This window comes from Variovorax sp. PBS-H4, from assembly GCF_901827205.1.
Lineage (GTDB): Bacteria > Pseudomonadota > Gammaproteobacteria > Burkholderiales > Burkholderiaceae_C > Variovorax.
Genome location: NZ_LR594675.1, coordinates 4,693,948 through 4,707,474 on the forward strand (window position 1 = coordinate 4,693,948; position 13,527 = coordinate 4,707,474).

Annotated in this window: 12 protein-coding genes; 7 read left to right on the plus strand and 5 right to left on the minus strand. The window is 63.8% G+C overall.

Annotated features, from left to right (window positions below; genetic code table 11):
- Both E5CHR_RS22385 and pncB read right to left on the minus strand, forming a co-directional pair.
- Nucleotides 1-1,431: a sodium:proton antiporter gene (locus E5CHR_RS22385; RefSeq protein ID WP_162581878.1), complete on the minus strand. Its 1,431-nt coding sequence runs from the start codon at nt 1,429-1,431 to the stop codon at nt 1-3.
- Nucleotides 1,428-2,642 (minus strand): nicotinate phosphoribosyltransferase, encoded by a 1,215-nt coding sequence (pncB, locus tag E5CHR_RS22390; RefSeq protein WP_162581879.1) that lies wholly within the window; start codon nt 2,640-2,642, stop codon nt 1,428-1,430. Before pncB ends, E5CHR_RS22385 begins: the two co-directional genes overlap by 4 nt.
- Before the next feature lie 192 nt (nt 2,643-2,834).
- Here pncB and E5CHR_RS22395 point away from each other — a divergent pair, with 192 nt between their 5' ends.
- Both E5CHR_RS22395 and E5CHR_RS22400 read left to right on the plus strand, forming a co-directional pair.
- Entirely contained in the window at nt 2,835-3,068 is a 234-nt protein-coding gene (locus E5CHR_RS22395; protein ID WP_162581880.1) for a CsbD family protein, read from the plus strand.
- 26 nt (nt 3,069-3,094) lie between these two features.
- The gene (locus E5CHR_RS22400) at nt 3,095-3,502 is read left to right on the plus strand and encodes a hypothetical protein (protein ID WP_162581881.1); all 408 of its coding nucleotides are present in this window, start codon (nt 3,095-3,097) and stop codon (nt 3,500-3,502) included.
- 52 nt (nt 3,503-3,554) lie between these two features.
- Here E5CHR_RS22400 and E5CHR_RS22405 read toward each other — a convergent pair whose 3' ends face one another.
- Both E5CHR_RS22405 and E5CHR_RS22410 read right to left on the minus strand, forming a co-directional pair.
- Nucleotides 3,555-4,004: an acyl-CoA thioesterase gene (locus tag E5CHR_RS22405; RefSeq protein WP_162581882.1), complete on the minus strand. Its 450-nt coding sequence runs from the start codon at nt 4,002-4,004 to the stop codon at nt 3,555-3,557.
- Between the two features lie 76 nt (nt 4,005-4,080).
- Nucleotides 4,081-5,022 carry a histone deacetylase family protein gene (locus tag E5CHR_RS22410; RefSeq protein WP_162581883.1) on the minus strand — a complete coding sequence of 314 codons (942 nt, stop codon included), beginning with the start codon at nt 5,020-5,022 and terminating at the stop codon, nt 4,081-4,083.
- A gap of 181 nt (nt 5,023-5,203) precedes the next feature.
- Between E5CHR_RS22410 and E5CHR_RS22415 the strand changes: the two genes are divergently transcribed.
- Entirely contained in the window at nt 5,204-5,764 is a 561-nt protein-coding gene (locus E5CHR_RS22415) for a phasin family protein (protein ID WP_162581884.1), read from the plus strand.
- 142 nt (nt 5,765-5,906) lie between these two features.
- A complete protein-coding gene (locus tag E5CHR_RS22420) occupies nt 5,907-6,665 on the plus strand; it encodes a 3-hydroxyacyl-CoA dehydrogenase (protein ID WP_162581885.1) in 759 nt (252 codons plus the stop codon).
- Here the strand turns inward: E5CHR_RS22420 and E5CHR_RS22425 are convergent.
- Nucleotides 6,595-7,566, minus strand: a complete 972-nt coding sequence (locus tag E5CHR_RS22425) for a YihY/virulence factor BrkB family protein (RefSeq protein ID WP_162581886.1) — start codon at nt 7,564-7,566, stop codon at nt 6,595-6,597. The two genes, E5CHR_RS22420 and E5CHR_RS22425, sit on opposite strands and share 71 nt — an antisense overlap.
- 90 nt (nt 7,567-7,656) lie before the next feature.
- On the opposite strand from E5CHR_RS22425, the gene dnaG reads away from it, so the two are divergent.
- The 3 genes from dnaG (at nt 7,657) to E5CHR_RS22440 (ending at nt 13,526) form a co-directional block, all read left to right on the plus strand.
- On the plus strand, nt 7,657-9,534 hold the full coding sequence (gene dnaG / locus E5CHR_RS22430; protein ID WP_162581887.1) for a DNA primase: 1,878 nt from the start codon (nt 7,657-7,659) through the stop codon (nt 9,532-9,534).
- A 312-nt stretch (nt 9,535-9,846) separates the two neighbouring features.
- Nucleotides 9,847-12,186: an RNA polymerase sigma factor RpoD gene (gene rpoD, locus E5CHR_RS22435; protein WP_162581888.1), complete on the plus strand. Its 2,340-nt coding sequence runs from the start codon at nt 9,847-9,849 to the stop codon at nt 12,184-12,186.
- Nucleotides 12,187-12,287: 101 nt separating this feature from the next.
- Nucleotides 12,288-13,526 carry a multidrug effflux MFS transporter gene (locus E5CHR_RS22440; protein ID WP_162581889.1) on the plus strand — a complete coding sequence of 413 codons (1,239 nt, stop codon included), beginning with the start codon at nt 12,288-12,290 and terminating at the stop codon, nt 13,524-13,526.
- The last annotated feature ends 1 nt before the right edge of the window (nt 13,527 follow it).

Consider the following 13,527-nt stretch of genomic DNA (forward strand, 5'->3'; position numbering starts at 1 on the left):
TCAACGGAAGAAGATGAAGGTGGAGAGGATGAACAGCGGCACCAGGATGGCGCCCGACCACATCATGTAGCCGAAGAAGCTCGGCATGCGCACGCCGCGGCTTTCCGCGATGGCCCTGACCATCAGGTTGGGCGCATTGCCGATGTATGTGTTCGCGCCCATGAACACGGCGCCGGCCGAAATCGCGGCAAGGGTCGACGCATACGTGGTCATGAGTGCCTGAGGATCGCCACCCGCGGTGTTGAAAAAGACGAGATAGGTGGGTGCATTGTCCAGGAAGGAACTCAGCGCGCCGGTGGCCCAGAAGTACATTGCCGGATCGGGCTGCCCGTCCGGTCGCGTCACGGCGGCGACGACCGCGCCAAAGGGGCCATGGACGCCGGCCTTGAGCATTGCAATCACCGGGATGATGGTGAGGAAGATGCCGGCAAAGAGCTTGGCGACCTCGAGCATCGGCGCCCAGGCGAACTGGTTGTCGGCATGCACCTGGGGCTTGGTAATCCGCAGCGAGACCAACGTGACTGCGACCAGCCCGACATCGCGCACCACCCCAGGCAGGCCGAGCACGGTGCCATGGACTTCGAAAGCGATCGCGGACTGCCAGACGCCGCTGAGCAGCACGAGGCAGACGATGCCGCCCAACAACCAGAAATTGGCCGCCCCATCGAACCCGACCCGCCGCGTGTCCGGGGTCGGGTCGAAGGGCAGCACGCCCTCCTTGCGGTAGTACCAGCGGTCGAGCACATGAAACAGCGCGAGCAGGATGCCGACGATGAAGAGGGTCTCGGGCAGGATGTTGCGCACCGTCCAGAAAAACTCCACGCCCTTCAGGAAGCCCAGGAACAGCGGCGGATCGCCCAGCGGCGTCAGCGAACCACCGACGTTGGAAACGATGAAGATGAAGAACACGATGACGTGCACCCGGTGCCGCCGGTTGTCATTGGCGCGGATCAGGGGACGGATCAGCAGCATGGAGGCTCCGGTCGTGCCCATCAGGCTTGCGAGCACCGCGCCGATGGCCAAGATTCCGGTATTGAGTCGGGGTGTGCCGTGCAGGTTGCCGCGGATGTGAATACCGCCCGCCACGACGAAGAGCGCCGTCAGCAGAATGATGAAGGGGATGTACTCGGCCAGCAGCGCATGCAGGAGTTGCGCCGCAGCCAGGCTCAGACCGTGGATTGCCGCAAAAGGCAGCAGAAAGGCGAGGGCCCAGCCCGCGGCCACCTTGCCGTAGTGGTGGTGCCAGAACAAGGGCGCCAGGAGGGGCATCAATGCGATCGACAGCAGGATCCCGGCGAAGGGCAAGCCCCACCACGCGGGCAAGCCGCCACCGTCGAGATCGGCGGCAATGGCGGTGGCGGGCAGCAGGGCCGGCAGTACGGCAATGACCAGCAGGCGGACGAATCGGGTGGGGGCGCGGGAAGCCTTCATGCGGCCGGCTGGGCAATCTCGAAGACCTGGCGCAGGTAGGCCAGATAGCGCTCGTCGTCACACATGTTCTTGGAAGGCGTGTCGGACAGCTTGGCCACGGGTTGGTCGTTGCACCGGACCATCTTGATCACGATCTGCAGCGGCTCGTACCCAAGGTCGTTGGTGAGGTTGGTACCGATTCCGAAGGCCAATTGGCAGCGGCCGCGGAACTGTTGATAGAGCTCGATCGTGCGGGTGAATGTGAGGCTGTCGCTGAAGATCAGAGTCTTGGTGCGCGGGTCGACGCGGTTCGCAGCATAGTGCGCGAGCATGCGTTCGCCCCACTGGAAGGGATCACCACTGTCGTGCCGGGCGCCGTCGAACAGCTTGCAGAAATACAGGTCGAAGTCACGCAGGAAGGCGCTCATGCCGTAGACGTCCGACAGCGCAATCCCCAGGTCGCCACGGTACTCGCGGGCCCAGGACTCGAATCCGAAGACCTGGCTGTCGCGCAGGCGAGGACCCAGCGCCTGGCAAGCCTGAAGGTACTCGTGCGCCATGGTACCCAGGGGGATCAGGCCGAGCTTCATGGCATAGAGCACGTTGCTGGTCCCGGCGAACTGCGGCGATCTGTCGAGGCTGCGCTGCGGCGGCGATGTCACCGGGCCGAGCCGGGCGCTGAGGGTGCGCAGTACCTCCTCATGCCAATCCTTGGAGAAGCGGCGGCGGGTTCCATAGTCGGCAATCTTCAGGTCCTCCAGCCCTGGTCCCTGCAGCTGCGTCAGCTTGGTCTCGAGGCGCCGGCGGCCCTCGGCGGTGTCCGGGTGCGCTTGAGTGCTCCGGAAGTAGACCTCGTTGACGATCGCCAGCACCGGGATCTCGAACAGGATGGTGTGCAGCCACGGTCCTTCGATGCGAATGTCCAGTTCCCCCGAAGCCAGCGGAGTGATCTTGATGTACTTCTCGTTGAGGCGAAACAGCCCCAGAAAATCGACGAAGTCGCTCTTGATGAAGCGCATCGATCGCAGATAGTTCAGCTCGGCGTCCCGGAACTGCAGCGAGCACAGGTGGCGGACCTCCTCGCGTATCTGGGAGGCAAACTGAGCCAGGTCGATGCCGGCATTGCGGCATTTGAAACGGTACTCCACGCGCGCGCCCGGGAAGTGATGCAGCACCACTTGCATCATCGTGAACTTGTAGAGGTCGGTATCGAGCAGGCTGTGGATGATCATGGTGGGGATACGGCGCGCCGGTCTCCTGTTTCTGCGTGCGTCCGATTATCACGGGGCACGTCGGCAAGTGCCTACGACCCCTTCCCGGGGCGTCCTACTGCTGAGCTCAGGCGGGCGGGCGAGATTCGTTTCACGCTGGCCATACAGGTAATCGGTCAGCGACAAAAACCCTCATCTGAAGGAGAAAAGTCGATGAACAAAGACACCGTCGAAGGCAACTGGAAACAGCTCAAGGGCAAGGTCAAGGAGCAGTGGGGCAAGCTGACCGACGATGACTTCGACGTTATCGCCGGCAAACGCGACCAGCTGCTTGGACGCATCCAGGAACGTCATGGCATCAGCCGGGATGAAGCCGAGAGGCAGGTCACCGACTGGGAAAGCCGAGACGGGCGCACGCCTGCGGCCCTCTGGTACGAGAAGTATTGATTCGACAGCATCAAGGAGAACATCCCATGAAAAAACATCTGCTCATGCTCGCAATCGCATCGTCTTGCTTCGTGGCAACGCAGGCCAGCGCGTTGACCAAGGACGAGTACAAGGCCGCCAAGGAAAAGATCGAGGCGACGTACAAGGCCGACAAGGCGAAGTGCGATCCGTTGAAGGACAACGCAAAGGACGTCTGCCAGAAGGAAGCCAAGGGCAAGGAAAACGTGGCCAAGGCTGAACTCGAGCAGCAATACAAGCCGAGCGATTCCAATGCCCGCAAGGTCGAGGAAGAAAAGGTGAAAGCCAACTACGAAGTCGCCAAGGAAAAATGCGACGACCAGAAGGGCGACGCAAAGAGCGCTTGCGAAAAGCAGGCGAAGGCCGACGAGACCAAGGGCAAGGCGGATATCAAGGCCATGCACGCGAAGAAGTGACGGACGCCCTGCGTCAATTTCGATAAAAACGGCGCCCGAAGGCGCCGTTTTTTTATGCTCCCTCGCTGACCAAGAGCTCACCGACGACCGCCTGCAGTGTCGGCGGCAGCTTCACTGGCCGCTGGGTCGCCCGGTCGACATAGACATGAATGAAATGGCCCTGCGCCGCAGCGGCGTCGGCGCCCTGAGCGAACAGCGCGATCTCGTATCGCACGCTTGAACTTCCGACATGCGCGACGCGGACGCCCGCCTCGACCGTTTGCGGAAAAGCGAGCGGCGCAAAGTAGTTGCACCCGGTCTCCACCACGAAGCCGATGATGTCGCCGCGATGGATGTCGAGCGCACCGCGCTCGATCAGAAGCGCATTGACTGCCGTGTCGAACCAGCCGTAGTAGACGACGTTGTTGACATGCCCGTACATGTCGTTATCGGCCCAGCGCGTCGGGATGCTTCGAAAAACGCGAAAGGCGCTGCGGGAAAGGGGAATGGGCTTGGCGGTCATGCGGGTAGCTCGGGGTCCGGAACGTCACCGCATTGCATTCGGCGGCGGGCCTGTGCCTGCGGAGCGGCCATGTGGTTCAGGGGGTGTCTTTTGCCGCGGCATTCTGCCATCGGCGCCAATAATCCAGGGCCGCGCGGAAGGTGCCGAGTTGGACCTGCACCGTCTCGGCGATGTCGTTGGCATAGCCACCGGCCATCGCAAACGCGAGAGGGATCCGGCGCTGCCAGGCAAAGTCGAACACGCGCCTGTCGCGCGCCTCCAGGCCATCGAAGCTCAGTTTGAGGCGCCCGAGCCGGTCGCGCTCGAAAGGGTCTGCGCCCGCCAGGTAGATAACCAGCCCGGGCGAAAAGCGACCGTCGAGTTCGTCGAGCGCATGCTCGAGCGCCGTCAGGTACTCGGCATCACCACACCCGTCAGGCAGTTCGACATCGAGGTCGCTCAGCTCCTTGCGAAACGGAAAGTTCTTCTGCCCGTGGATCGAGAGCGTGAACACGCTTGGGTCCTCGCGAAAAATGCGAGCGGTTCCGTTGCCCTGATGAACATCGAGGTCGATCACTGCGACCTTCAATGCCACGCGGCCGCGACGACCCTGCTCCGCCTGCATCAGGCGCGCCGCCACAGCGGCATCGTTGAAGACGCAGAAGCCCCCGCCTCGGTCGGGACCGGCATGGTGAGTGCCGCCGGCCATGTTGCCGGCCACGCCCCCTTCGAGGGCGGCACGACAGGCGGCGATGGTGGCGCCCGTCGAGCGGCGCGAACGCTCCACCATGGCTTCGCTCCACGGAAAGCCGATCTCGCGCATGGCCAGAGCATCCACGCTGCCGTCAGTAATGGCGGCAATCCATTGCGGCGTGTGGGCCAACGCAAGTTCGCCATCGCTGGCACGTGGCGCCTCGAGCATCTCGACCTCGGGAAGGTGCCGTTCCATCTGCTCGCGAAGCAGCACGTAGCGGCCGATTGGAAACCGGTGCCCGGGCGGCAGCGGCAAGACGAAGTGCCCCGAATAAAACGCACGCATGGGAACATTGTCGGCGACGGTTTTAGAAGGTGCCTTCTAAATTGCTGCAAAGCAACAAAAACCACTTGGAGAGCGCCGCGCCGTTGCCTATACTTTCGCCATGCTGCGCCGCAACATAAATGGATGGGAGGGGCAGCTCACTTCCGGGTTCACCCCTTTTCATTTTTGATGGAGCTTCCACATGGCACTCACCGCTGACCAAATCATTGCCTCCCACAAGGCCAACGTCGAAACGCTGTTCGGCCTCACCACGAAAGCCTTTGAAGGCGTCGAGAAACTGGTGGAACTGAACGTTACCGCCTCCAAGGCAGCCCTGGCGGAAGCCGCCGGCACCACGCAAGCGCTGCTCAGCGTCAAGGATGCGCAAGAACTGCTGGCACTGCAAGCCGGGCTGTTCCAGCCCCTAGCTGAAAAGGCTGCCGCGTACAGCCGTCACCTGTATGAAATCGCACAAGGCACGGGCGCCGAATTCAGCAAGGCGTTCGAAGGCAAGGCCGCTGAAGCCCAGCAAGCCTTCGTTGGCCTGGTCGACAGCGCCGCCAAGAACGCCCCCGCCGGTTCGGAAACCGCGGTTGCCGTGATGAAGAGCGCCGTGGCTGCCGCCAACAACGCCTTCGAGTCGGTCCAGAAAGCTGTCAAGCAAGCCACCGACGTCGCAGAAGCGAACTTCCAGGCCGTCTCGAACACGGCTGTGAACGCCGCCAAGAGCACGGCCCAGACCGCTGCTCGCAAGCGCGCCTGATCATCGACGAGCCCGCCTCACGCGGGCGACGATTGTCTCCTTGGGTCCTTCGGGATCCAATTTCGGGGCCCCATCTTCGGACGGGGCCTTTTTTTTTGCCGTCTATGATCGTGAACGAAGGCATTCTTGAGGAGCTGAGTACATGCAGATCGAAGGCAAGGTTTTCATCGTCACCGGCGGGGCTTCAGGCCTCGGCGAAGGCACGGCGCGCATGCTGGCGGCCAACGGTGGCAAGGTGGTAGTAGCCGACATGCAGGCGGACAAGGGCGAGGCGGTCGCGCAAGACATCGGCGGCGTCTTCGTCAAGTGCGACGTGAGCCAGGAGGCGGACGGCCAAGCCGCTGTGACTGCCGCCCAGAAGCTGGGCAAGCTGGTCGGCCTGGTCAACTGCGCCGGTATCGCACCTGCTGAAAAAACGGTAGGCAAGAACGGCCCTCATGCACTGGCCGTGTTCAGCAAGACCGTGACCGTCAACCTGATCGGCAGCTTCAACATGATCCGCCTTGCTGCCGATGCCATGGGAAAAAACGAGCCTGAATCCACCGGCGAGCGCGGCGTGCTGATCTCCACGGCCTCCGTCGCGGCCTACGACGGGCAGATCGGCCAAGCCGCCTACAGTGCATCGAAGGGCGGCGTCGTCGGCATGACACTACCTATAGCCCGTGACCTCGCGCGCAACGGCATCCGCAATATGACGATTGCCCCGGGCATCTTCGGTACACCGATGCTGTTCGGCATGCCCAAGGAAGTTCAGGACGCGCTGGCCGCCAGCGTTCCATTTCCTTCGCGCCTGGGCACGCCCGAGGACTACGCCAAGCTGGCGAAACACATCATCGAGAACGAGATGCTGAACGGCGAGGTGATCCGGCTCGACGGGGCGATCCGGCTGGCGCCGCGCTGACCGGCGCGATCTCGCCCGGAATAGGCGCCGCGCTGCCGGTGCGCTCGAGGCGCTCATATTGCGCGATCACCTGTGCGCCGAACAGCACCAGCGTGGCGGCGATCTCCAGGCTCAGCAACACGACGATCGCGGTGGTCAGGGAGCCGTACACCACGTTGACCTGCGACAGCGTGGCGAAGTAGAGCACCAGCACACGCCGCGTGACCTCCCACAGCAGCGCCGCAGTCACGCCGCCCAGTAATGCGTGCCGCAGCCGCAACCGACCCACCGGCATCACCAGGTAGAGCGAGGTGAGCATGAAGATCTCGCCCCCGAGCCCGAGCAAATACAGCAACGCCCCAGATACGCCTGAGAGCGACCAGCTGCCGCCGAACAGCTCGACGCTTTCCTGACCGATGACTTGCAACGCGCCCGCGACCAGCGTGACCAACAGCAGACCCACGCACAGGCAGAGGATGTAGATATAGGGCATCACGGCCGAAATCAGGAAGTGCCGCGTATGGTCGGCTTTGCGGTGATGAAAGATCACCGCCATCGCACTTTCAAGCACGGTGAACGCCAGCGAACTGAAGAAGATCATCGTCACCAGCAACACCGGGCCCATCACGTCGCGATGCTCCAGAAAGTTCGACAGCTCGCCGACGATGGCGCGTGACTGGCCCGGCAGCAGCCACTCGAGATAGCGGCCCACCGAACTCAGGAGCTCCGCCTGGTTGATGAAGTGCGACATCGCGATCACGCTCAGGATCAGGATCGGGACGATCGACAACAGCGCGTAATAGGCAACCGCTCCCGCCAGCAGCAGGCCCTGGTTTGCCCTGAATGCCTTGACTGCCTCCCAGGCGAAGCGCAGAGGGTGGCGCAGCAAGGGCACTGCGTGGCGGACGGTACGGCGAATCATGCAGATGAGGCGCGGGATTCGAAGCGGCCAGTATGCCGCCGAGGCGCGCAGGCATGAGGTCTTGCGTATGATTTGCCGCTCTCCGCCTACATGACCATCCCCGCCTCTTTCATCCAGGAATTGATCGCGCGCGCTGACGTGGTGGAGATCGTCGGGCGCTACGTCCAGCTGAAGAAGGCAGGCGCCAACTTCATGGGACTGTGCCCCTTCCACGGCGAGAAGTCGCCCTCCTTTTCGGTAAGTCCGACAAAGCAGTTCTATCACTGCTTCGGGTGCGGAGCGCATGGCAACGCGATCGGTTTCCTGATGGAGCATGCCGGCATGGGCTTCGTCGAGGCGGTGCACGACCTCGCGGGCCAATACGGAATTCAGGTGCCCGAAGACGACGCCTCGCCCGAGGAACGCGCCCGGGCCGCCGGCCAGCGCCAGAAGCAGGCCACCTTGTCCGAGGTGCTCGAGAAGGCGGGCGAAGCCTACCGCAAACAACTGCGCCAGTCGAAAACCGCCATCGACTACCTCAAGGGCCGCGGCCTCTCGGGCGAGATTGCCCGGCAGTTCGGCATCGGCTACGCACCGCCCGGCTGGCGTACGCTGGCCAGCGTGTTTCCCGATTACGACGACCCGTTGCTGGCAGAGAGCGGCCTGGTAATCGCCGGCGAGGCCGACGAGAACAGCGAAGGCAAGCGCTATGACCGCTTTCGCGATCGGGTGATGTTCCCGATCCGCAACGTCAAGGGCGAATGCATCGGTTTCGGCGGGCGCGTCTTGGGCGACGAAAAGCCCAAGTACCTCAATTCGCCCGAGACCCCGGTCTTCAGCAAGGGCCGCGAACTCTACGGCCTTTACGAGGCGCGCGCCGCGTTCCGCGAGCGAGGTTACGCGCTTGTAACCGAGGGCTACATGGACGTGGTGGCGCTGGCCCAACTGGGCTTTCCGAACGCTGTCGCCACGCTGGGCACAGCCTGCACAGCGGATCACGTCCAGAAGCTGTTCCGCTTCACCGAATCGGTGGTGTTCAGCTTCGACGGCGATGCCGCAGGTCGGCGCGCGGCGCGCAAGGCGCTCGATGGCGCCTTGCCGTACGCCACCGACGTGCGCAGCGTCAAATTCCTGTTCCTGCCGGCCGAGCACGATCCCGACAGCTTCATCCGCGAATTTGGCGCCGACGCCTTCGCGCGCTTCGTGGGCGAGGCCACGCCGCTGAGCCGATTCATGGTCGAAGTCGCGCGCGAGGGCTGCGACCTCGGCACCGCCGAAGGACGCGCCCATATGGCCAGCAATGCCCGGCCGCTGTGGAGCGCCCTGCCCGAAGGCGCGCTCAAGCGCCAGTTGCTCACCGAGATCGCCGAAATGGTCCAGTTGAGTGCACAGGAGCTGAGCGAGCTCTGGCTCCCTCGCGGGGCAGCCCGTCCGGCCGCGCCAGGTCCGCGGGAGCGCCGCGAGGACCGGCCTCGGCCGCGCGAAGACCGTTACGGGCACCGCGCGCCGGTCTCACGCCCTGCCCGCGGCCGCATCATGCCCCTGGGACGCCCCGACGTGGCCGCGCGCCTGCTGCTCTCGAACATGGCGGAATGGGAGGCCCTGCCCCACGAGCTCCACGCCCTCCTGTGCGAACTCCCAGGCGAGCACGGACAGCTCTTCGCCTGGCTGGACAGCCAGTTGCACGAGCACGGTCTGCAGCCCTGGGCGGCGCTGCGCGAGGGCTTGCGCGGCCTTGACTTCGAGGCGCTCGCCGTGCGCGTCATGACCGGACCGGACGGGGCGCCACTCGGAGATCCAGAGGGTGAGCACGCCGGCGAGGCCGCGCGCGAGCTGCGCAACGTGCTCGATTTCATGCTGGACGATCGCCTCAAGATTCAACAAAGCGAGGCTATCGATGCCGTGGGCAGCGATCCGCGTGCCCTGGAACGCTACAAGGCACTGGAAGCGCGCCGACTGGAACTGCGCGCCCGCTTGAAGCCACGCTAGGAATTGCTTGAAAAAAGCGCAGGGCGCTATAATTTAAGGCTTCGCATACAAGCGAAAATAAGGCAAGAGCGACAGCAGCACCTCCGGGCCGACTCGATGCGCAACGCAATTCCGGTGAATCCACGTCGGAATACGGGTCAATAACCGCAAGGACTGCACACCAAATGTTCGCCCGACATCTTGTCTTTTGAAGCGCGTTCGAGGGGTCGCCAGCGGCCTTTCGTTCGACCCTTTCCGTTTTTTGTGCTCCTGCCTGCGCCGGGCTGTTGGCGCCTGTGATTCTGTTGGTCAATTCTTGATGTGCGAGGTCTTATGCCCAGTTCAAAGAAGCCTGCCGTGTCCGCCGCCAGCAAACCGGTTGCAGAGAAACCGTTGAAAGCTGCGGCCCTGCCGGCAACTAAGACGGGTACCGCCGCGTCCAAGGCCACAGCCGCAACGAAAGTGAAAACCGTGCCCACCAAATCGTCCTCCACCGCCGAACCCAAGAAGACCGCTGCAGCAGCCGTCGCCGCCGCCCCCGCCACCGCCGCCCGCAAGGTCGGCCGTCCGCCCAAGGCGCCTGGCGCCGCACCCGCTGCCGGCGGCGCCAAGCGTGGCCGCAAGCCCAAGGCTGCCGCAGAAGCGCCTGCCAGCGACGTCGACCTGTCCGACATCGAGGACGAGTTGGTCGGCGACGAGCCGGCCGCGACCGAAGAGAAGGTCAAGCCGCTGCGCATGAAGATCAGCAAGGCCAAGGAACGCGCCTTGATGAAGGAGTTCGGCCTCGACGAGACCGTGCTGTCCGAAGAAGACCTGGCCAAGCGCCGTTCCCGCCTCAAGACCCTGATCACCCTGGGCAAGACCCGCGGCTACCTGACGCACGGCGAGATCTCCGACCACCTCCCCGACAAGCTGGTCGACGCCGAGACCATGGAAGTCGTGGTCACGATGCTCAACGACATGGGCGTGGCGGTCTACGAGCAGACGCCCGACGCCGAGACCCTGCTGCTGAACAACACGGCGCCCACCGCCACGACGGTGGAAGAAGCCGAGGAAGAGGCCGAAGCCGCCCTCTCCACCGTCGACAGTGAATTCGGCCGTACCACCGATCCCGTGCGCATGTACATGCGCGAGATGGGCACCGTCGAGCTGTTGACGCGCGAAGGCGAGATCGAGATCGCCAAGCGCATAGAAGGTGGCCTGATGGCCATGATGGAGGCTATCTCAGCCTCACCCGCCACCATCGCCGAGATCCTGCGCCTGGGCCAGGAAATCCGAGACGGCAAGGTCGTCATCTCCACCATCGTGGACGGCTTTTCCAACCCGAACGAGGCCGACGACTACGTGGCCGAGGAAGACTTCGACGAGTTCGACGAGGAAGACGACGATGACGGCAAGGGCGGCTCCAAGGCGCTGACGAAGAAGCTCGAGGAACTCAAGAACGAGGCGCTCACCCGCTTCGACCGCATCGCGTCGCTGTTCGAGAAGGTCCACAAGGTCTACGACAAGGAAGGTTACGGCACGCCGGCCTACCAGAAGGCGCAGCACGCATTGTCCGAAGAGCTGATGACCATCCGCTTCACGGCCCGCACCATCGAGAAGCTGTGCGACCTGGTGCGCACCCAGGTCGACGACGTGCGCAAGAAAGAGCGCGAGCTGCGCCGCATCATCGTGGACAAGTGCGGCTTCCCTCAGGAAGAGTTCATCCGCGACTTCAGCGGCTACGACAAGAACGGCAACCGCGTGCCTTCCAACCTGCTCAACCTCAAGTGGGTCGAAAAGCAGGCCGCGTCCGGCAAACCCTGGAGCGCCGTACTGGCCCGCAACATCCCGCCGGTGCAGGAACTGCAGCAGAAGCTGACGGACATCCAGTCGCGCGTGGTGGTGCCGCTGGCCGAGCTCAAGGACATCAACAAGCGCATGAACGAGGGCGAATCGTCCTCTCGCGACGCCAAGAAGGAAATGATCGAGGCCAACCTGCGCCTCGTGATCTCCATCGCCAAGAAGTACACCAACCGCGGCCTGCAGTTTCTGGACCTGATCCAGGAAGGCAACATTGGCCTGATGAAGGCGGTCGACAAGTTCGAATACCGCCGCGGCTACAAGTTCTCGACCTATGCGACGTGGTGGATCCGCCAGGCGATCACGCGCTCGATCGCCGACCAGGCGCGCACCATCCGCATTCCGGTGCACATGATCGAGACCATCAACAAGATGAACCGCATCAGCCGCCAGCACCTGCAGGAGTTCGGCTTCGAGCCCGACGCCGGCATCCTGGCCGCCAAGATGGAGATCCCGGAAGACAAGATCCGCAAGATCATGAAGATCGCCAAGGAGCCTATCTCGATGGAGACCCCCATCGGCGACGACGACGATTCGCACCTCGGCGACTTCATCGAGGACAGCAGCAACACCGCGCCGATCGAGGCTGCGATGCAGGCCGGCCTGCGCGATGTCGTCAAGGACATCCTCGACAGCCTGACGCCGCGCGAGGCCAAGGTGCTGCGCATGCGCTTCGGCATCGAGATGTCTACCGACCACACGCTGGAAGAAGTGGGCAAGCAGTTCGACGTGACGCGGGAGCGCATCCGCCAGATCGAGGCAAAGGCGCTGCGCAAACTCAAGCATCCCTCGCGTTCCGACAAGCTGCGCAGCTTTATTGATACGCTCTGATCCCCTAGCGGATCCTCGAGCCTGAACGCCCGCTTTGCCTCACGGCGGCGGGCGTTTTTCTTTTCCCGCGCCCAGCACAATCAAGAACGGAGACTGCCCGCATGAATCCCGACGCCGACAAACTCTGGCACGCGCCTCGCTGGGCGCTGGCGGTGCTGCTGGCGGTGCTGGGCATGCTCGGCCCTTTCTCGATCGACACCTACATTCCAGCCTTCTCGGGCATTGCCGCCACCGTCGGCGCGACGCCGGCGCAGATGCAACAGACGCTGTCGGCCTACCTGTTCGGCTTTGCCTTCATGAACCTGTTCCACGGTGCACTGTCCGACAGCTTCGGCCGGCGTCCGGTGGTCCTGTGGGGCCTGGCGGTGTTCACCATCGCCTCGCTGGGCTGCGCGCTCTCGCAGACCATCGGCCAGCTGGTGTTCTTCCGCGCGCTGCAGGGCTTGTCGACCGGTGCCGGCATCGTGGTCTCGCGTGCGGTGATCCGCGACATGTTTCCGCCAGCCGAAGCACAGCGCGTGATGAGCCAGGTCACCATCTACTTCGGCGTCGCGCCGGCGATTGCGCCGATCATCGGCGGCTTCCTTTTCGTGCATCTGGGCTGGCACAGCGTCTTCTGGTTTCTGGTCGCGGTCGGCGTGGTGCTGTTCGCCGCCAACTGGAAGCTCCTGCCCGAAACCCTGCACCACAGCCAGCGGCAACCCTTCGAAGTGCGGCATCTGATGCGCGGCTACTGGGACCTATGCTCCGACCCGCGCTTCCTGCTGCTGGCCCTGGCCAGCGGTGTGCCCTTCAACGGCATGTTCCTCTATGTGCTGGCCGCGCCTGCCTTCCTCGGCGACCACCTGGCGCTTGCGCCCACGCAGTTCTTCTGGTTCTTCCTGTTGACTATCGGCGGCATCATGAGCGGCGCCTGGGCGAGCGGGCGCATGGCGGGCAAGGTGGCGCCCAAGCGGCAGATCCGTGACGGCTTCCTGATCATGCTGCTGACCTCGATCGTCAACGTGATCGCCAATGCCCTCTTCACGCCGCACCCGGCCTGGGCGCTGTGGCCGCTCGCGGTCTTCGCCTTCGGCTGGGCGCTGATGGTGCCGGTGGTCACCCTGCTGGTGCTCGACCTGCACCCCGAGCGCCGCGGCATGGCCTCCTCGCTGCAGGCCGTGATCGGCTCGACCGCCAATGGGCTCGTGGCCGGGGTGGTCGCGCCATTGGTCATGCATTCCACACTCGCGCTCGCGCTCACCTCCATCGGCATGATGAGCATCGGTCTGGTGGCCTGGGGCTGGCTGCATGGACGGTGGCCGGAGATCGGACGCCGGGTTGCCGGCGAAGTCGCTTGAA

What these genes read in the sequence shown, in the direction of transcription:
- E5CHR_RS22385 (WP_162581878.1), bottom strand. Translation starts at nt 1,431, where the DNA reads ATGAAGGCTTCCCGCGCCCCCACCCGATTCGTCCGCCTGCTGGTCATT.
- pncB (WP_162581879.1), bottom strand. Translation starts at nt 2,642, where the DNA reads ATGATCATCCACAGCCTGCTCGATACCGACCTCTACAAGTTCACGATG.
- E5CHR_RS22395 (WP_162581880.1), top strand. Translation starts at nt 2,835, where the DNA reads ATGAACAAAGACACCGTCGAAGGCAACTGGAAACAGCTCAAGGGCAAG.
- E5CHR_RS22400 (WP_162581881.1), top strand. Translation starts at nt 3,095, where the DNA reads ATGAAAAAACATCTGCTCATGCTCGCAATCGCATCGTCTTGCTTCGTG.
- E5CHR_RS22405 (WP_162581882.1), bottom strand. Translation starts at nt 4,004, where the DNA reads ATGACCGCCAAGCCCATTCCCCTTTCCCGCAGCGCCTTTCGCGTTTTT.
- E5CHR_RS22410 (WP_162581883.1), bottom strand. Translation starts at nt 5,022, where the DNA reads ATGCGTGCGTTTTATTCGGGGCACTTCGTCTTGCCGCTGCCGCCCGGG.
- E5CHR_RS22415 (WP_162581884.1), top strand. Translation starts at nt 5,204, where the DNA reads ATGGCACTCACCGCTGACCAAATCATTGCCTCCCACAAGGCCAACGTC.
- E5CHR_RS22420 (WP_162581885.1), top strand. Translation starts at nt 5,907, where the DNA reads ATGCAGATCGAAGGCAAGGTTTTCATCGTCACCGGCGGGGCTTCAGGC.
- E5CHR_RS22425 (WP_162581886.1), bottom strand. Translation starts at nt 7,566, where the DNA reads ATGATTCGCCGTACCGTCCGCCACGCAGTGCCCTTGCTGCGCCACCCT.
- dnaG (WP_162581887.1), top strand. Translation starts at nt 7,657, where the DNA reads ATGACCATCCCCGCCTCTTTCATCCAGGAATTGATCGCGCGCGCTGAC.
- rpoD (WP_162581888.1), top strand. Translation starts at nt 9,847, where the DNA reads ATGCCCAGTTCAAAGAAGCCTGCCGTGTCCGCCGCCAGCAAACCGGTT.
- E5CHR_RS22440 (WP_162581889.1), top strand. Translation starts at nt 12,288, where the DNA reads ATGAATCCCGACGCCGACAAACTCTGGCACGCGCCTCGCTGGGCGCTG.